Consider the following 18,377-nt stretch of genomic DNA (forward strand, 5'->3'; position numbering starts at 1 on the left):
AAGCGCGCCTTGGCCGTTCACTCTTCCTTGAAAGCTGTTGCAGCATGTCTGAATTCAAGTCCCGCCGGTCGTCCTTCCCGCGTCGCTCGGCAGGTTTCGGTGATAGTCGAACCGGTCACACGCCCGTCGCCCGCACCATCGTGAAGGCCGCAACGACCGATGCGATTGCGCCTGTGGAAGCCACGGTCGTGAATAGTGGTGTGTACCGCGACGGAGCTCGGATCGCGTCGCCGTCCACCCTCGCCGAAGCGTTGTCGTGCCTGCCGGATTCGCAGTCGATGGCATGGATCGGGCTGTACCGTCCCGACGACACTCAATTGTACGCTGCAGCACAGCATTTCGATCTTCACGAGTTGGCTGTCGAAGACGCGATTGCCGCACATCAACGTCCCAAGCTCGAGCGATACGGTGAGACACTCTTTGTCGTGTTGCGCGCTGCGCGCTATCGCGACGAGACCGAACGCGTCGAATTCGGTGAACTGCATGTGTTCTGCGGTCCCAACTTCGTTCTTACTGTCCGCCACAGTGAATCACCGGATCTCACGGCCGTGCGAACCAGAATGGAGAACGATCCCGACCTCCTCCGTCTGGGGACCGAAGCTGTTCTCTACGCAATCCTCGACGCCGTTGTCGACGGCTATGCGCCGGTTGTCGCCGGCCTGCAGAACGACATCGACGAGATCGAGACCGAGGTATTCAGCGGCGATCCCGGAGTGTCGCGTCGTATCTACGAATTGACCCGTGAAGTGATCGAATTCCAGAGGGCCACACGGCCGTTGCTCGGGATGCTCCGTGGATTGTCGGCAGGATTCGACAAATACCACACCGACGAAGAACTGCAGCGCTATCTTCGCGATGTCACCGACCACGCGACAACAGTGGTCGAGCAGGCCGACGGGTTCCGTCAACTGTTGGGAAACATCCTGACCGTCAATGCAACCCTGGTATCGCAGAATCAGAACGAGGAAATGCGAAATCTCACGCAGGCGAGTTACGCGCAGAACGAGGAGATCAAGAAAGTGTCGGCCTGGGCGGCAATTCTCTTTGCCCCGACACTGATCGGAACTGTGTACGGCATGAACTTCGACGACATCCCGGAACTTCACTGGCAGTTGGGCTATCCGTTTGCGCTCTCGATGATGGTGCTGACGTGTGGAAGTCTCTACACGATTTTCAAGCGGCGAGGCTGGCTCTGACCGTGCGCCTTTATCAACCGCGGGCGGTTGATAAAGGCGCACAACAGGTTAGAGCGTTGCCGTACAAACGGTGAACTTGCGTTCGGCGTGCTCGAATCCCGAATCTGCTTCGGAACCACAATCTTCGATGGACGTCGAACCCTGGAGGATTTCGATTACCTGGACTACGTCGCTTCCCGAATCGGCGCAGTCGATACGGGCCGGCTCGTCGTCGAGGCCACCCGGTCCGAGGTCCATGCATCCGCCGACGACCCAGTCGATGTCGAGACAGACCGCGCCCTGTTCCTGGCCGAGCAGAGTCTCGTAGTAGGTCTGATCGATGTCGGACGCGCACTCATCCGACGTGGGGGCTTTGGCGACAACCTTGTAGTTGGATTCGTCGCTGCCGCACACGGCGTGGTCGATTTCGGCGTCGTTCGTGGTGCCGCCGATCTTGACGCAGTCGCCGATGTTCACGTCGATATCAACGTCGCCGCCCGCGTCGGTGCCCTCTTGGCCGTCGATCTTCGAGGTGGTGGTGCTCGCTGACGTGGTGTTCGAATCTGCCACGGTGGATGATGATTCCGCGATGGCTTTAGGCTCGACGTCAGATCCGCACCCAGTGGCGAAAATGGCGATTGCAGACGTCGCGATCAGTGCTGTGCACAGCCGTCCGACGATTCCGGACATTCAAGTCTCCCTTGCTGATCTTGGATTATTCGGGCTCTATTCCACTTCACTGCTAGTCGAATAGCGAATCGGGCTGTCAGTATGAGTGGGTGGACCTCCCTCAGATGCCGCCGCTCGCCCCGATGTTGGCGAAGGCCGCTACGACAGTGCCGGTACAACCCGAATCCGACCAGCCGACGTGGTCGTACGAACCGAAATGGGATGGCTTTCGGTCGATAATCTTCCGCGACGGGGACGAGGTAGTCCTCGGTTCACGCGGAGGAAAAGACCTGGCTCGGTACTTCCCCGAAATCGTCGAAGCGGTGAAGGCGGAACTGCCGGACAAATGTGTGGTGGACGGCGAGCTTGTCGTGCCCCGGGAAGTGAACGGCGTGACGCGGCTGAGTTGGGAAGCGCTGTCCGAGCGCATCCACCCCGCAGCCAGTCGAGTGACGCTGCTCGCCGAACAGACACCAGCGCAATTTGTCGGATTCGACCTGTTGGCGTTGGGAGATCGGGACGTAGCCTCCGAAGATTTCACCGTTCGACGCGCATTGCTGGTCGACACGATCGGCGGCGGTCCGAGCTGTCATGTCACAGCTGCAACTTTCGACAGCGGTGAGGCGATGCGGTGGTTCGAGATGTTCGAAGGCGCTGGTCTTGACGGTGTGATCGCCAAGAAGCTGGTCGGCCCCTACCTGCCGAACAAGCGCGAGATGATCAAGGTCAAGCACGCCAGAACCGCGGATGTCGTACTGCTCGGATACCGTCCGCACAAGAGTCAACCGGGTATCGGTTCGATGCTGCTGGGTTTGTTCGACGGCTCCGATTTGAAGATGGTCGGTGGCGCTTCGGCATTCACCGCGGCGCGGCGAATCGAGTTGCTGGAAGAACTCGAACCACTACGCGTCGGTGACGACGTGGTGGCGGAAGGCGAGGCAAGTCGATGGAAGTCGGCAGCCGACCGCTCGTGGGTCCCGCTCCGCCCGGAGCGGGTATTGGAAGTGGCGTACGACCAAATGGAAGGGGAACGCTTCCGGCACGCAGCGCGCTTTCTGCGGTGGCGTCCGGATCGGGTTCCCGACGAGTGCACGTTCGATCAGTTGGAGGTTCCGGTGCGGTACGACTTCGCGGATGTCCTTGCAGGTGGTGTGTGATGGCCAGTCCGGCAGTGGAACTGGATGTCGACGGAATCGCGGTCCGTCTCTCCAGCCCCGACAAGATCTACTATCCGCAATTGGGCACCGACGGCGGGACCAAGCGTCATCTTGTGGAGTACTACCGCACAGTGGCGTTGCAGGGCGCCGCGGTGGCCGCCCTGAAGGATCGACCGACACACCTGCAACGCTTTCCCGACGGTATCGAGGGCGAAGAGGTCTACCAGAAACGATTGCCGGCGAAACGACCTGAACATGTCGAATCCTGTGAGGTGACGTTTCCGTCCGGGCGCAAGGCCGACGTCCTCCGAGTGCAGAACGCTGCCAACATCGTGTGGGCGGCAAACCTCGGAACCATCACGTTTCATCCGTGGGCAGTGCGCTGCCCGGACACCGATCATCCCGACGAATTGCGGATCGATCTTGATCCGCAGCCCGGAACCGGTTTTGCGGAGGCCGTCGCGATCGCCGACGAGGTACTGCGTCCACTTCTCTCGGAACTGGGCCTGGAAGGGTTCCCCAAGACGTCCGGTGGACGGGGCCTGCACGTCTACATTCCGCTCGCGCCGCGTTGGGATTTCATCGAGGTTCGACACGCGGGAATTGCACTGGCTCGTGAAGTCGAACGACGCAGCGGCGATCGGGCGACAACGGCCTGGTGGAAGGAAGAACGTGGTGAGCGGATCTTCATCGACTTCAACCAAAATGCCAGGGACAGAACGATTGCCGCGGCCTATTCTGCGCGCAAAACTCCGATTGCAACCGTGTCGACGCCGGTGACGTGGGACGAACTGCGCGACGTACACCCCGACGACTGCACTATCGCGACGGTCCCGAATCTGCTCGCCGACCGCGGTGATCCGATGGCAGCGATGCACGAGAAGGCCTTTGAACTCGATGTTCTCCTGGAAATGTTCGAGAAGGACATCGCAGCAGGATTGGGAGACCTCCCATATCCGCCCAACTACCCCAAAATGCCGGGTGAACCGAAACGGGTACAACCGAGTCGCGATCGAGATCGGAAGCAGACAGAAACCGAGTAGCGTCTGAATCGGACAAATCCGAGACTCGCGAGTGCATTGTGAGGTTGAAATGGATCACCGGGGCGCACGGGTTACAGGATTGATAGTGGGCGGCGGGATAATCGCAGCTCTGAGCATTGTCGGCGCTACTTCGCAGGCGTCGGCCGCAACATTGGACTGCTCTGCGAGAGGGCTCGATCAGACTCTGGTGGACGGCTCGTCGGCGTGCCGGGCGGTTGCCGATGCGGACAGTTCCGCCATCTCGCATGTCGAAGGTGACGGAGTAGGGGCCGCAGACTCGCGCGACGGCGGCACGTCTGCTGGGCTTGCGATGTTCGGTGGCGTCGCGGCCGCGGAAACTCGCGGTGGAATGCTTGCTGCCGTTGCTTTCGGGCGGGATTCGTTAGCTCTCGGGCGCACCGCATCGCCGTTTGCGGTCGTCCTGGCAGGCCCAGGCGGTCGCGCTGCTGTCGGTGATGCCGACGTTGGCGCAATCTGCGCCGGGGGTCCTGCGCTGGTTTTCAATATCGCGACTGCTCAGGGATGTTTCAGCGATGGAATTTCGACCTGGACGCTGCCGTGACGGTGCCCCGCACTACAGTTCACTTCGTGACACCGGTCACAAAGATGTAAAGCTGTGGTGGGTCGATCAGGGCAGCTGCCGTGATCAAACGGGGATCGGAGGACGCGATGACTGCAAACGCACGACGCGGTTCAATCGCACGCACAGAGGTGCCGGCGCGGACCGAACTGTACGTCGATCGTCGATTCCTGCCACTGGCAGACCGGTTCTTTGCGATGTACCGGCAACCGCAGCAAGGCGGCGGCGCTTTGGTTGCCTACCAGGGTGGCGAGAAGGTCCTCGACATCTGGGCCGGATATGCCGACCGTGACCGCCGCTGGGACCACGACACCATCTCACTTTCGTTCTCCACGGGCAAAGGTGTGGCCAGTACCGTCGTACATCGTTTGGCTGAGCGTGGATTGATCGATTACGACGCGCCGGTCGCGCAGTACTGGCCCGAGTTCGGTGCCGCTGGCAAAGACAAGATCACCGTTCGTGACTTGATGACGCATCGCGCCGGCCTGCACAAGGTGCGTGGATTGATGCGCAATCCGCTCGATCTCATGGACTACGACGCAGTTGTTGCCGCACTGGCTGCGAGCAAGCCGGATCCGCGCCGGCTGAAGGGCCCCGGATATCACGCGGTGACATACGGATGGTTGGTAGCCGAATTGGTTGCGCGGGTGACGGGACTGCCCTTCACGGACGTCGTCGAGGCGGAGATCGCGAAGCCGCTCGGTGTCGACGAATTCTGGTTCCGCGTACTCATCTCCGAGCGGACGCGTATCGCGAAGCTGTTTCCGCACATCAATCCAGCGGGTCTCAACTGGGCGTTTGCGTCTACGGTTCTCTCTCATGTCGGCCCCACTCGCGGTCTGGCCGAGGCTGCGATGCCCGACGGATTCGACGTGATGGTTCGTAATCCGGCGGTGCATGACACAGTGATGCCCGGTTGGAACGGAGTCTTCAGCGCGCGGGCGCTGGCGAGGATGTATGCGGCAATCGCCAACGGCGGCATGCTCGACGGAAAGCGGTTCCTGACAGAGTCGACCATCGATCAGATGGCGACCATTCAAACGCGAGAGCGTGACTACGTACTCGCGGTTCGGCCCAATTGGGCGCTGGGTTACCACCCGCCGATCATCGCGGCACGGCGTCAACCGCGAAACGCCATCGGACACTACGGCGTCGGTGGTTCGGGCGCGTATGCCGACCTCGACAGCGGCTTGTCGTTGGGTTTCACGACCAACCGATTGGGTAGTGCCGTAACAGCACTTGGCGACCTTCGTCTCGCCAGGCTGGGAGCCGAAGCACAGGAGCTCGCGCGTCGGGGATAACGAGTGAGGTGAAAATGGTCGTAGATCTTGCGGCAGCAACACGATTTCTGGCCGGCAACGGCCGGATACTCGACCGTCACCGGTTGAATTTAGTTCTGGGGCAAGGCGATCGAGATGCTGCATTGGCGGCGGTCGACGGCTACCGAAATCCCGACGGCGGATACGGCTGGGGTCTCGAGCCGGACCTGCGTTCGCCAGGTAGCCAACCCGGTGGAGCACTGCATGCGTTCGAGGTTTTTGCCGATGTCGCCGCGGTGACCCCGCGGGCCCTGGAATTGTGTGACTGGCTGCAGACGGTATCGACCGTCGACGGTGGTCTGCCCTTTGCTCTTCCGATTTCCGAACCGGCTGGGTGCGCACCGTTCTGGGTCGACGCGGATCCGTCGGAATCGTCGTTGCAGATCACGGCCATCGTGTGCGCCACGGCGTTGCGGGTAGCCGAATTCGATTCCGCAGTGGCCAAACATCCCTGGCTCGATTCGGCGGTTCGGTTCTGCCTGGGTGCGATCGAGCGTGCCGAGACGTTGAGTGCTCTCGAATTGGCATTTGCGTTGCAGTTCCTCGATGCGGCGAACGAGGTCCGGTTGGTGGCAAAACTCGGTGCGCTCATTCCTCCGGACGGATTGGTGCACGTGGACGGGGGAGCTGTCGACGAGTACATGCGTCCGCTCGATTTCTCGCCGTATCCTTCAGGTCCGACCCGCACGCTGTTCAGTGCGGGAGTGATCGATGAGGAACTGTCCGCATTGGCGGCGAGGCAGTGCGACGATGGCGGATGGATGGTGGATTTCGACAGCTATTCACCCGCTGCCGTGCTTGAATGGCGTGGTCATGCCACAGTTTCGGCAGTTGCCCTGTTGAAACGCAATAGCGTGATCTGAAAACCGTTCTCGCGCCAAATTGGAACACGTTATAGTCTGGAAAGTGGATGTGCTTATGTGTTTCAGGGATAGGGGAGAGCTATGGCGTATGTGATCACGCAGCCGTGCTGTAACGACGCCTCATGTGTGGACGTGTGCCCGGTCAACTGCATTCATCCGACGCCTGACGAAGCCCAGTTCGCCACCACCGAAATGCTCTACATCGACCCGGACACCTGCATCGACTGCGGTGCGTGTGTGGATGAGTGCCCGGTCGATGCCATCTACTCCGACAACGAACTTGCTGAAGCCGACGCGCCGTACCTCGAGATGAACGCGTCGTACTTCGAGAAGCATCCGATGGGGCCGGACTGGCCGGAGCCGATCACCATGGCCAAGATCGCTCCCGAGTTGGGGACGCTGCGGGTCGCCATCGTCGGTTCAGGGCCGGCGGCGTGTTACGCGGCGATGGAACTGGCCGGCAAGCCGCGGGTCGAGGTCGACATTTTCGATCGCCTACCGACGCCGTACGGGTTGGTCCGAGCAGGCGTGGCTCCCGATCATCCGGGTACCAAGGGCGTCACCGACCAGTTCCGCGCTGTCGTGTCGAAGAAGACGGTGCACTGCCACTTCAATGTCGAGGTGGGCAATCATATTTCGCATACCGAACTGCTCGAGCATCATCATGCGGTGATCTACGCGGTAGGTGCGGCAGGTGATCGCAAGCTCGATATCCCGGGCGAAGATCTTCCGGGAAGCCATGCTGCAACCGAATTCGTGGCCTGGTACAACGGTCATCCGAGTTACGCCGATCGCAGTTTCGATCTGTCCGGGGAGCGGGCCGTCATCGTCGGCAACGGCAACGTTGCACTCGACGTCGCCCGCATCCTCGTCACCGACCCGGAGGTTCTGGCCAAGACGGATCTTGCGGATCATGCCCTCGAAGCGTTGCGCAACAGCAATATTCGTGAAGTGGTGATTCTCGGTCGTCGAGGTCCGGCGCAGGCCGCGTACACCAACCCCGAATTGCTGGCGCTGGGCCAGATGGCGGATGTGGACGTCATTGTGGATCCGGTGGAGGCAGAACTCGACGATTCGAGTCGGGCTTTTGTCGAGAGCGACGCCGCAGAGCCGTCGGTGTTACTCAAGGTGAAGCAGGCCCAGGAATTTGCCTCGCGCACAGCCGATCCCACACGTAAGCGCATAGTTCTGCGATTCCTCACCTCCCCGGTCGAGATCCTCGGCGACGGCAGTGTCGAGCAGGTTCGCATCGTGAAGAACCAACTGGTCGCAACACCCACCGGTCAACTGTCCGCACGGCCCACCGAGGAAACCGAGACCCTCGACACCGGACTGGTATTGCGTTCGGTCGGTTACCGAGGAACGCCCGTCGCGGACCTACCGTTCGACGATGCTCGAGGCGTGATCCCCAACGAGAACGGCCGCGTGATCGATCCGGAATCGGGGATGCCCATGCCCGGCGTCTACGCTGCGGGGTGGATCAAGCGTGGCCCGACCGGTGTGATCGGCACGAACAAGTACTGCTCGGCTGAAACCGTGTCCATGATTTTTGACGACTTCGCAGCTGGGCGCCTTGCAACGCCAAGTGCGGAAGCGGAGAAGTTGACGGTACTTCTGGCCGACAGGTCACCGGATCAGGTGGACTACCAAGGTTGGCAGCGGATCGACAAGGCCGAGCGCGCATCCGGGGCGGCTGTCGGTCGTCCGCGAACCAAGCTCATTTCGATCGAATCGATGCTTGCGGCCGCTCGCGAGGAAAGCTAGCGGAGATCGTTCAACCTACGTGCTCGGTGAGAGACCACTGTCCCGAACCCTGCAGTTCGAGTTGCCGATTGTGAAAGACGTTGAGCGTGCTGCGGTGTCCCACGCTGACCATAATGCTGTCGGGCAGTTCGCTGCGCAGCATGCGGTAGAGCGTGTGCTCGAGGCCTTCGTCGATCGCGGATGTCGCTTCGTCGAGGAACACGGTGCGAGGCTTGGCCAGAACTACCCGGGCGAACGCCAGTCGCTGTTGTTCGCCCGGAGAGAGGATTCGGGTCCAATCGGCTACTTCGTCGAGACGGTCGGTCAAATGCGGAAGATGCACCTGGTCAAGTACCGCTCGGAGCCTGCTGTCCTTGGCGATCGAACGATCCGGATACGCCAGTCCCGTGCGCAACGACCCCAGCGGCAGGTACGGGCGCTGGGAAAGGAAAAGCGACCTGCCCACCGGCCGGGTAACCGAACCGTCCGCGTAAGGCCACAGTTGTGCGATGCTTCGCAGCAAGGTGGTCTTACCGCTTCCCGACGCACCTTTGACGAGCAGGGCGTCGCCGTGATCGAGTGTCAGATCCAGCTCGGCGATCAAAGTCTCTCCGGAAGGCTTGCGTACGTGGAGTTTTCGGATGACAAGCTGATCTCCGGCGTCGGAAACGTCGAGCGTCGGTAGTGCCCGGGCTCGCTTGTCGGCGTCGGCGAGGCCGGTCAAGCGTATGAGGGTGGCGCGAAAGCTCGCGAAATCGGCGTACGACTCACGGAAGAACGACAAAGATTCGTGGACTTGGCCGAACGCCTGCGCGGTTTGCATGACGTCGCCGAAAGTGACCTGCCCCTTGAACAACCGAGAGCCTTGCACCAAGAACGGGAAGATGACGGCGGTCTGGTTCACCGCCAGATTGAAGCCGCTGAACTTCAGCGTCCGGAAGACAATTGCCCACATGTTGCGGATCACCGCAGCGAAGCGTGTTGCGAGCGTGCGACGTTCGACGTCCTCGCCGCGATAGAACGCGATACTTTCGCCGTACTCCCGCAATCGCACCAAGGCATAGCGAAAGGTCGCGCCGAGCTTCTCGTTCAGGAAGTTCAACATGATCAGCGGTCGGCCGATCCAGAATGCCAGCGCGGTGGTCACCAATACGTAGATGTAGACCAGGAAGATCATCGCGCGCGGAATCTCGGTACCGAAAATGGTCAGCGGTCCGGAGAGATTCCACAGGATCGCGGTAAAGCTCACTATCGACACCATCGCGGTGACCGCACCCATCGACAACGTGCGGGAATAGGTCACGAACGAGGTGATATCGGTCTGGATGCGCTGATCTGGATTGTCGATCGGGTTATGCAGGAACTCGCCGCGGTAGTACGCAAGACCGTCGAGCCAATCGTCGGTCAGGGTGTTGTTGAGCCAGATGCGCCACTTGATGTCGAGGGCCTGGCCGACGAAGTACGTGAGGAGCGAACTCACGACGTGGATGACCGCCAGGACGGCGAACACTCTGAGATAGTGCCAGAACCCGGCTTCGTCGAGGTTCTGAATCGTGTCGTAGAAATCCTTGTACCAGTAGGAGAACAACACCGTCACGCGCACAGCCCACACCGTGAGCAGCAGCAGTACTGCAAGAATCAGTATTGGAACGGGGCTGCGCCTGGGGTTGAAGTACGGCCAGGCCATCCGTCGAAACTGGCTGCCCCAGGCAGTGAAGCGGGCCAGCAGAATTGCCGTGATCGCGAGGGCGGCGGCGGTGATCGTATAAGCCTTCGCCAGCCACAGCGCACTGTCCGGAACTGCGGTGCTCCAGTTCACGTGCACCTCCGTCGCAGAACGGAAAAGGCGATCCCGTCGGGTACGGAAGCTGAAAAGCGGATTCACCGAAGTGGATGCCGCCAAACCTGGAACACCGTGCTCCCCGACCGTTGACAGCTACGGTTCAGCGAACCTTCGTATTGCTGGATTTCTCGTTTTATGTGTTAATTACAAGGGAATTGTGCGGTTTGCTCCGAATGGCGCGTTGGCGTCGATGCCAGGCGGGTATCGACGCCAGCCTCGCATGACCAGCAAATGCACGTTGTCGAAGGAAAGTAGTGAGATGGTCAGCAAGCGAGTGCGTCGGACATCCCGGATAGCTGTAGCGGTTGTCGGAGTAGTGGCTGCAGGCCTCACATTTGCCGGACCGGCAGCGGCTTTCCCGCTCTTTCCCGGTGGTCCGGAGATTCCAGTACCCGTCGTCGCCGGTGTTGCCGGCCTTGATCCGGCGCTCCCGGGTTTCATGGGCACGGCGGATCAGATTCCCGCCCCGGTTCCCAACTTCTCGGCACCGTCGGTCAACCCGTCCAACGGTGAGCGTGTCGGAATCGCTCAGCCGATCATCATTCGTTTCAACGAATCGATCGACGACCGCGCCACCGCGGAACGCGCAATTCGCGTCACCACCAATCCGCCGGTCGAGGGAAACTTCTACTGGATCAACAACAGCCAGGTGCGGTGGAAGCCGACGCAGTTCTGGCCCGCGAACATCGCGGTGACCGTCGACGCCGGTGATTCGCATTCCACGTTCAGCATCGGCGATGCACTCGTCACGGTTGCGGACGACAACACGAAGCAGATCACCGTCACTCGCAACGGTGAAGTGGTGCGCACCATGCCGACGTCGTTCGGCAAGCCGGGCCACGAAACCCCCAACGGCACGTACATCGTCGGCGAGCAACTGCGTGACATGTACATGGATTCGTCCACCTACGGCGTTCCGATCGATTCACCCGAGGGCTACCGGACCTACGTCGAATACGCGTCACGAATTTCCTACAGTGGAATCTTCGTCCACGCGGCACCGTGGTCCGTTGCGCAACAGGGATTCACCAACGTGAGCCATGGCTGCCTCAATGTCAGTACCGAGAACGCCAAGTGGTTCTTCGAGAACGCAGGCAAGGGCGACCCCGTGATCGTGCAGAACACTGCCGGTGGAATCCTCAGCGGCGCCGACGGACTGGGTGACTGGAACCGCTAGAAGCGCCTTACAGTTCTGGGCATGACCGTTGCTCGTTCGCTTCTGCTGTTCGTTCTTGCCGCCGTACTCGAAATCGGTGGAGCCTGGCTGGTGTGGCAGGGAATTCGCGAGAACAAAGGCTGGATCTGGGTCGGCCTCGGCGTGATCTCACTCGGCCTGTACGGGCTGGTCGCGACGATGCAGCCCGACGCGAACTTCGGTCGAATCCTGGCCGCGTACGGCGGCATATTTGTCGCTGGATCCTTGCTGTGGGCAGTGGTGATGGACGGTTTCCGCCCTGACCGTTTCGATATCGCCGGCGCGCTGATCTGCCTGGTCGGGGTTGGCGTGATCATGTATGCGCGGTAGGGCCTTCGGCCCTGTGCGCCTTTTTGGTAGCGACCACTACCAAAAAGGCGCACAGGGGCTTACCGCTAAGCCTTCGCCCGAACCACCAGAACAGTGCCGGGGAACTCGGCTGCAAGTTCGCGGCGAGCGTGCTTGATGCACGCGGTGCCGTAGCCCTTCTTCCGTGCCTGCGGAGCGATCCAGATCGCGACGTTCACTTCCTGATCGGTGAGCTCACCGAAAACCAGGCCGACGCTCTTCGGGGTATCAGACGAAAGGTCCTCGGCGACAAACCAAGCCGCGCTTTCGTCGTCGATCCGCCCCAAGCCTGCGGCGCGCTCCGATTCGACGCGATCCGAAGCCCACGGAGCGCCGCCGTCGTCGAACTGCTCCGTGGAGCGTTCCGCAAACAGTGCGGCATCGTCGGTGCTGTCGGTGAACGGGCGCAGGTTGAAGTTCGCGCCGCTGCTTGCCGGGCGATCCACGGCGGTCCATTCCAAGGTGGCGTCGAGGTTCTCGAGTTCGCCCTGGATACGGTCGCGTGCCGCCTTGGTCAGTGCGCTGAACTTGAGGCCCAACACGGCTTCCGCGTTGGACTCCGACGTCCCGAGCAGTTCTGCAACCGTCGCGACTGCTGCCTGATGATCGGCGCTGTCGACAACGGCGTCCAGGACCTCGTGTCGGCGTTCCAAGGCGCGAACAAGTGCGGCGGTGAGCTCGCGACGGTCCAGGATCTGATCTTGAATGTGCGTCGTCATAAATGCGACTCCTTGCTGTTCGAGGCTACGTTGTTCGAGGCTACAAACGATTGCCGTGCGGACCGTACTGGTCAATAGTGCTCCACCTTGCACGTTATGGCACGTGTTCAGCCTGTGGTGCGGCGGACGAGCCGTTCGTAGCGCTGACGTGCAGCCTGGGTGCTGCCGAGCCCGAGTCCGAACGCGATGTCCTGCCACGTCATTCCGCGTTTGCGTGCGAGCGCGAGGAAGAGTGCTTCGTCCTGGTCCATTTCGGCGCGAGCCTTGGGGATGAGACTCAAGGCGGCCATGATGTCGGCGTCGTCGACGTCCGGTTCACCGGGTTCGCGTGTGCTGCTGCCCGCGGCGAGGCCGCCGACGACGCGGATCGCGCCGTACGGTTCGAGCATGTGGGGGAGGGATTGCCTGGCGCGTTGGCCCTCTGTTGATCCGTGGCGTTCGTTGATGCGAAAGAGCCCGGCGTACTCGCGATGTGCGCGCTCACGGCCGGGCTCGATCGGTCGAAATGGGTCATCGGTCATGCTTTTCAGGTTTGCACGATCCGTTGGCAATGTAAACACTTCGTTGTAAACAAGTTGTTCACTTGTTTGCGAGCGGCTCACAGACGACGACCGGGATAACCCGATCCGTCCAGGCTTGGTAATTGTCGAAGTCTGCGTACATCGCGACCAGTTTGGGCCAGAGTCGGGCGCGTTCCTCGTCTGTGGCGACACGAGCTTTCATCGACTGCACGCGCGACTTGATCTGGACGGTCACCACAGGATCGGCCTTGACGTTGAGGTACCACATCGGGTTCTTCGGCAGACCGCCTTGTGACGCCACCAGAATCACGTTGTCGTCGTCCTCGAGAAAAAGCAGCGGACTGATCCGTTCCTCGCCCGACTTTCGGCCAGTGGTTGTGAGCAGGCAGATCGGCAGCCCGCGTGGAAACGCGCTGCCGACCCGCCACTTGCTGCCCAGCATTCCGTCGGTCGCCCGATACATCGCGACGTTGGCTTTCGACATCCACTTGATGATCGTGACTGTCACCGGAGCGTCGAGTCCCTTGGGTTTAGCTGGGGGAGTACTCATGTCAGATGCGCTCGATGATCGTGCCGGTTGCCAGTGCGCCGCCCGCGCACATCGTGATCAACGCAGTCGAACCGTCGCGCCGCTCGAGTTCGTGCAGAGCCGTCGTGATCAGCCGCGAACCGGTGCTGCCGACCGGATGGCCGAGTGCAAGCGCGCCGCCGTTGACGTTGACGTTGTCGAAATCAGGTTCGTGAACCTGAGCCCAGGACAGTGCAACCGAAGCGAAGGCCTCGTTGACCTCGAACAGGTCGAGGTCGCCGATCTTCATGCCGCTCTTCTCGAGTACACGGGTCGTGGCCTGAACCGGACCGTCGAGGTGGAACTCGGGTTCGGATCCGACGAGGGCCTGCGCGACGATGCGGGCGCGTGGCTTCAAGCCGAGAGCGCGGGCCTTGTCCTCGTCCATGAGCAGGACGGCAGCGGCACCGTCGGAGATCTGCGAAGACGTTCCGGCAGTGTGGATTGCGCCCTCCATGACCGGCTTCAACCGAGCCAGGGACTCGGCCGTCGTGTCACGCAGACCCTGATCGCGATTGACCAGCTTGGTCTCGCCGGTCAGGTTGCCTTCCTTGTCGACCTGGGGTGCGGACAGTTCGAGCACCTCGCGGTCGAAGCGGCCTTCTTCCCAGGCCTGCTTGGCGAGGGCCTGGGAGCGGACGCCGAGAGCTTCGAGGTCCTCACGGGTCAGTCCGCGGCGACGTGCGATGCGCTCGGCGGCTCCGAACTGGTCGGGCATGTCGATGTCCCAGGTGGCGGGACGGCGTGGTCCGGCGAGAGTTCCGACATTGGCCCCAAGCGGGACCTGGCTCATCGCTTCGATGCCGCAGGCGATTCCGGCCTCGATCGCGCCGGTGGAGATCAAGCCGGCAATCAGATGATTGGCCTGCTGAGCGGATCCACACTGGCAGTCGACGGTGGTGGCACCGGTCTGCCATGGCAGTCCGGCGTGCAGCCATGCGGTGCGGGTGATGTTGTTGGACTGTGCGCCGGCTTGGGTGACGCAGCCGCCGATCACCTGCTCGATCAACATCGGGTCGATTCCCGAGCGATCGAGAAGACCCTTCTGAGCAGCTCCGAGAATTTCGGCAGCGTGCAGGCCGGCGAGCCAGCCTCCACGCTTACCGATCGGTGTGCGGACGGCCTCGACGATTACTGGTGTGCCCACGGTGGGTTCCTTTCCTTGTATTGAAAAAGTAGAACAAGTTCTTAGCAAGAAGCAAGAGGTGTCTACTGTTTCCTTTCCTAGTAAGCAGGCTTGTGTTTCAATGTAAGTAGAACGTGTTCCACATTACGGATGGTCATCACCTCGGTGATGAAAAGGCTCATGGCAGGAGACATCAGTGGCACAGCCCGCAATCCCCCAGGGGATCGACTTCACGGACCCCGACATCTACGCAGAGCGGATGCCTTTCGAGGAATTTGCTCAGCTGCGTAAGACCGCTCCCGTGTGGTGGAATCCGCAGCCGCCGGAGATCGGCGGGTTCCAGGACGAGGGCTACTGGGTGGTCACTCGGCATGAAGAGGTCAAGGACGTCTCGCAGCGCAGTGACATCTTCTCGACCCACGAGAACACCGCGATCCCGCGTTTTGCCGACGACATCCCGCGTGAGAACGTCGAAATGCAGCGATTCATCCTGATCAACAAGGATGCTCCCGAGCACACCAAACTCCGCAAGCTGATTTCGCGCGGGTTCACGCCGCGAGCGATCAACAGCCTGCGCGACGAACTGACCGAGCGTGCCGAGCAGATCGTGAAGACCGCTGCCGAGAGTGGTGCCGGAGACTTCGTCACGCAGGTGGCGTCGGAACTTCCGTTGCAGGCGATTGCCGAGCTTCTCGGTGTGCCGCAGGAAGACCGTATGAAGCTCTTCGACTGGTCCAACCAGATGACGTCGTACGACGACCCGGAGTTCGACATCGATCCGCAGGCCGCGTCGATGGAGATTCTCGGGTACGCGTACCAGATGGCGGATCAGCGCAAGAAGTGTCCCGCCGATGACATCGTCACCAAGCTCATCGAAGCTGACATCGACGGAAATGAGCTCTCCCCTGAGGAATTCGGCTTCTTCGTGATCCTTCTTGCAGTCGCGGGAAACGAGACCACTCGCAATGCGATCACACATGGCATGGTGGCGTTCCTGGACAATCCCGACCAGTGGGAGCTGTACAAGAAGGAGCGACCCAAGACGGCTGCCGACGAGATCGTTCGTTGGGCCACGCCGGTCACGTCCTTCCAGCGCACCGCTCTCGAGGACACCGAGCTCGGTGGACAGCAGATCAAGAAGGGTGATCGCGTCGTGATGATGTACGCGTCGGCCAACTTCGATGAAGACGTCTTCGAGAACCCGACGAAGTTCGACATCATGCGCGACCCCAATCCGCACCTCGGATTCGGCGGCACCGGTGCGCACTACTGCGTCGGCGCGAATCTGGCTCGCCTCGAAATCGACTTGATCTTCAACGCGATCGCCGATCATCTTCCCGACATCAGCCGGCTCGGAGATCCTCGTCGTCTGCGCTCGGGCTGGCTCAACGGCATCAAAGAGTTTCAGGTTGATTACAAGACCGGCGGCTGTCCGGTCAAACACTGAACCAGCCCTATACTGAGAGGGTAACCGGCAGGTAAGTATGTGTATGTAGGTATGTGTACGGAATCGAAGGTTGGCGCTGCGCTTTCGACTGCACAGAACTACAGTTGACGTTCTGAGGAGCCACTAGCTGGCTACTTGGAACTACGGTGGCGTCTGTGGGATCCCTCATCTCCCGCAGGCGCCACCGTTTGTAGTTCCGGGGGCGGGTTGTTTCAGCCCCCGTACGGTTTTGTGATGGCTTCCAGGAAGTGCCCCGACGGGTCGAGGAAGTAGACACCGCGCCCACCGTCATTGGTGTTGAAGCCCGTGCTCGATTTTCGAGGATCGGCCCAATGATCGAGTCTCAGATCGAGTATCCGCTGGTAGATTCCGTCGAAGTCGTTCTCGGATACCAGGAATGCGTAGTGCTGCGGTGAAATCTCAGCGCCTTCGTCGACCTGCGCGTAGTCCAGCATCACTCCGTGCTCGAGTTCGACGGAGAGGAAGTATCCGGCCGGCACAGGATCCGGAAGACCAAAAATGTGGGTGAAGAACCACGCAGACTCTTGTCTGTCTTGCGCGGCGATGATGGTGTGATTGAACGAAATGGTCATTGAAGAACCCTTGGGGTACGACGCCTCCATGCCTGGCGCAGTCCGCCATCGACACGCGACGATAAAAACCAGGAAACCATTTCCGTGAAGCCGGCGCAACAGTGAGGGCTCCGGTCAGTGTGACCGGAGCCCTCAATTGTTTGTTTGTACGATCAGGCTTTGCGAGCTGTTTTCATGGCGCGCTCCACTTCCCAGAACGCGCGAAGTGACTGGATTTTGCCCTCGTCGTTGACGCGGTAGACAAACACGCCTTCCGCATCGACGACCATGCCACCAACCGTGCTCCGAATCTTCCCGATGTTGACGTTCTCGTTACCGCACACCAGGGAATCGTCGATAAGGAATTCGAGCGACTCCGTGGTGGCGATCGTCATGTCGTAGAACTTGGAAATGGCTTCGCGGCCGTGATGGCCTTTGCCCTCGGGATCGAAGCCCGACGGGCCGACGGGATCTTCGACCCAGCCGTCCTCGGCAAAGAGATCCAGCCAGGCTTCCTTGTTCTTCCCACTTGCCGCTGCCCGCGATGCATTGCCCGCTACACGGGCGGGATGTTCGGTGGTCATCGTTTCCCTCACTGAATGTATTTCTCGGCGAACCTGCGCATGGAATCCTGTTTTGCCTCGAGTGGTGCGTCGAAGCCGATGCCGTCGAAAACCCAAGGAACCGTGATGATGTCGGTGACACCGGCGTCCTCGAGTTCGGCGTAGCCGTCTTTTCCGAACCGGTCCACGCACACGGTCTGGATCTCGTACGGTTCGTTCTCCTTGCCGTACTCGGCGCGCAGTTCGCGCAGTCTGGCGATGACGCCGACAAGATCGTCGAACTTGATCATCGCCGACGTCCAGCCGTCACCCACCCGCGCCGCGCGCTTGAGAGCAACCTCGGTGTGGCCACCGACGTAGAACGGAACCGGTTTGGTGGGAGTCGGACTCATCTGTAGGCGATCGAAATCGAAGAACTCGCCGTGGTACTCGACCATACCGCCGCCGAGGATCAGCTTGATGACGTCGATCATCTCGTCTACCCGGGCACCGCGACGCTCGTAGGGAGCCCCACACCACTCGAATTCTTCCGGAGCCCAGCCGATTCCGACGCCGAAGCCGAAACGGTTGTTCGTCAAAGCGGCGACGGACCCCACTTGGCGGGCGAGGAGCACCGGATTACGGCTACCCAGCTTCAGTACCTGCGTGTAGAACTCGATTTTTTCGGTGACAGCGCCCATCGCGGCGGCGGCGATCAGCGGATCGACCCAGGGGGTTTCGGCAGTCCACATCCGAGACCCGTCCGGCGTGTACGGGTAGTCCGCCGTCTGGGTTTCCATGAAGAACAGTGAATCCGGCAATGCAATGGACGTAAAGCCGCACTCTTCAGCGGTTTTGGCGATACCGGGCAGCTGATCCAAGGGGTTCATCGCAACCCCGACGGTGTACTTCATTCTCGACTTCTCCCTGATCGACGGTTGGCGTGT

19 protein-coding genes are annotated in these 18,377 nt (G+C 60.9%); 10 read left to right on the forward strand and 9 right to left on the reverse strand.

The window, feature by feature from the left end; genetic code table 11:
- Nucleotides 1-44: 44 nt before the first annotated feature.
- Nucleotides 45-1,196, forward strand: a complete 1,152-nt coding sequence (locus tag RG2_RS16140; protein ID WP_033232341.1) for a magnesium and cobalt transport protein CorA — start codon at nt 45-47, stop codon at nt 1,194-1,196.
- A 48-nt stretch (nt 1,197-1,244) separates the two neighbouring features.
- On the opposite strand, the gene lppU is transcribed toward RG2_RS16140, so the two are convergent.
- Nucleotides 1,245-1,865 (reverse strand): LppU family putative lipoprotein, encoded by a 621-nt coding sequence (gene lppU, locus RG2_RS16145; RefSeq protein ID WP_033232340.1) that lies wholly within the window; start codon nt 1,863-1,865, stop codon nt 1,245-1,247.
- Between the two features lie 89 nt (nt 1,866-1,954).
- On the opposite strand from lppU, the gene RG2_RS16150 reads away from it, so the two are divergent.
- From RG2_RS16150 to RG2_RS16175, 6 genes are all read left to right on the forward strand, one after another.
- Nucleotides 1,955-3,001, forward strand: a complete 1,047-nt coding sequence (locus tag RG2_RS16150) for an ATP-dependent DNA ligase (RefSeq protein WP_033232338.1) — start codon at nt 1,955-1,957, stop codon at nt 2,999-3,001.
- Complete coding sequence (ligD, locus tag RG2_RS16155) at nt 3,001-4,044, forward strand: non-homologous end-joining DNA ligase (RefSeq protein WP_033232336.1); 1,044 nt, start codon at nt 3,001-3,003, stop codon at nt 4,042-4,044. Before RG2_RS16150 ends, ligD begins: the two co-directional genes overlap by 1 nt.
- A 49-nt stretch (nt 4,045-4,093) precedes the next feature.
- Nucleotides 4,094-4,606, forward strand: a complete 513-nt coding sequence (locus RG2_RS16160) for a DUF6764 family protein (protein WP_033232335.1) — start codon at nt 4,094-4,096, stop codon at nt 4,604-4,606.
- Between the two features lie 107 nt (nt 4,607-4,713).
- Nucleotides 4,714-5,925 (forward strand): serine hydrolase domain-containing protein, encoded by a 1,212-nt coding sequence (locus tag RG2_RS16165; RefSeq protein ID WP_033232334.1) that lies wholly within the window; start codon nt 4,714-4,716, stop codon nt 5,923-5,925.
- A 14-nt stretch (nt 5,926-5,939) separates the two neighbouring features.
- Nucleotides 5,940-6,806 carry a hypothetical protein gene (locus RG2_RS16170; RefSeq protein ID WP_033232333.1) on the forward strand — a complete coding sequence of 289 codons (867 nt, stop codon included), beginning with the start codon at nt 5,940-5,942 and terminating at the stop codon, nt 6,804-6,806.
- An 81-nt stretch (nt 6,807-6,887) separates the two neighbouring features.
- Complete coding sequence (locus RG2_RS16175; RefSeq protein WP_033232332.1) at nt 6,888-8,570, forward strand: FAD-dependent oxidoreductase; 1,683 nt, start codon at nt 6,888-6,890, stop codon at nt 8,568-8,570.
- 10 nt (nt 8,571-8,580) lie between these two features.
- Here the strand turns inward: RG2_RS16175 and RG2_RS16180 are convergent, their stop codons facing one another.
- Nucleotides 8,581-10,368 (reverse strand): ABC transporter ATP-binding protein/permease, encoded by a 1,788-nt coding sequence (locus RG2_RS16180; RefSeq protein WP_033232331.1) that lies wholly within the window; start codon nt 10,366-10,368, stop codon nt 8,581-8,583.
- Between the two features lie 283 nt (nt 10,369-10,651).
- On the opposite strand from RG2_RS16180, the gene RG2_RS16185 reads away from it, so the two are divergent.
- Both RG2_RS16185 and RG2_RS16190 read left to right on the forward strand, forming a co-directional pair.
- Nucleotides 10,652-11,569, forward strand: a complete 918-nt coding sequence (locus RG2_RS16185) for a L,D-transpeptidase (protein WP_033232330.1) — start codon at nt 10,652-10,654, stop codon at nt 11,567-11,569.
- 21 nt (nt 11,570-11,590) lie between these two features.
- Nucleotides 11,591-11,917 (forward strand): YnfA family protein, encoded by a 327-nt coding sequence (locus tag RG2_RS16190; RefSeq protein WP_033232329.1) that lies wholly within the window; start codon nt 11,591-11,593, stop codon nt 11,915-11,917.
- 65 nt (nt 11,918-11,982) lie between these two features.
- Here RG2_RS16190 and RG2_RS16195 read toward each other — a convergent pair whose 3' ends face one another.
- From RG2_RS16195 to RG2_RS16210, 4 genes are all read right to left on the reverse strand, one after another.
- On the reverse strand, nt 11,983-12,654 hold the full coding sequence (locus tag RG2_RS16195; protein WP_033232328.1) for a GNAT family N-acetyltransferase: 672 nt from the start codon (nt 12,652-12,654) through the stop codon (nt 11,983-11,985).
- A gap of 107 nt (nt 12,655-12,761) precedes the next feature.
- Nucleotides 12,762-13,175: a hypothetical protein gene (locus RG2_RS16200; RefSeq protein WP_033232327.1), complete on the reverse strand. Its 414-nt coding sequence runs from the start codon at nt 13,173-13,175 to the stop codon at nt 12,762-12,764.
- Nucleotides 13,176-13,233: 58 nt separating this feature from the next.
- On the reverse strand, nt 13,234-13,725 hold the full coding sequence (locus RG2_RS16205) for a nitroreductase family deazaflavin-dependent oxidoreductase (protein WP_033232325.1): 492 nt from the start codon (nt 13,723-13,725) through the stop codon (nt 13,234-13,236).
- Nucleotide 13,726: 1 nt separating this feature from the next.
- On the reverse strand, nt 13,727-14,890 hold the full coding sequence (locus RG2_RS16210) for a steroid 3-ketoacyl-CoA thiolase (protein WP_033232324.1): 1,164 nt from the start codon (nt 14,888-14,890) through the stop codon (nt 13,727-13,729).
- A 175-nt stretch (nt 14,891-15,065) separates the two neighbouring features.
- Here RG2_RS16210 and RG2_RS16215 point away from each other — a divergent pair, with 175 nt between their 5' ends.
- Entirely contained in the window at nt 15,066-16,316 is a 1,251-nt protein-coding gene (locus RG2_RS16215) for a cytochrome P450 (RefSeq protein WP_033232323.1), read from the forward strand.
- Nucleotides 16,317-16,528: 212 nt separating this feature from the next.
- Here the strand turns inward: RG2_RS16215 and RG2_RS16220 are convergent, their stop codons facing one another.
- The 3 genes from RG2_RS16220 to RG2_RS16230 form a co-directional block, all read right to left on the reverse strand.
- Complete coding sequence (locus RG2_RS16220) at nt 16,529-16,909, reverse strand: VOC family protein (protein WP_033232620.1); 381 nt, start codon at nt 16,907-16,909, stop codon at nt 16,529-16,531.
- A 152-nt stretch (nt 16,910-17,061) separates the two neighbouring features.
- Nucleotides 17,062-17,472, reverse strand: a complete 411-nt coding sequence (locus tag RG2_RS16225; RefSeq protein ID WP_033232322.1) for a nuclear transport factor 2 family protein — start codon at nt 17,470-17,472, stop codon at nt 17,062-17,064.
- Nucleotides 17,473-17,480: 8 nt separating this feature from the next.
- On the reverse strand, nt 17,481-18,344 hold the full coding sequence (locus tag RG2_RS16230; protein ID WP_033232321.1) for a TIGR03619 family F420-dependent LLM class oxidoreductase: 864 nt from the start codon (nt 18,342-18,344) through the stop codon (nt 17,481-17,483).
- Nucleotides 18,345-18,377 lie beyond the last annotated feature (33 nt).

The sequence above is a fragment of the Rhodococcus globerulus NBRC 14531 genome (assembly GCF_001894805.1).
Taxonomy (GTDB): domain Bacteria; phylum Actinomycetota; class Actinomycetes; order Mycobacteriales; family Mycobacteriaceae; genus Rhodococcus_F; species Rhodococcus_F globerula.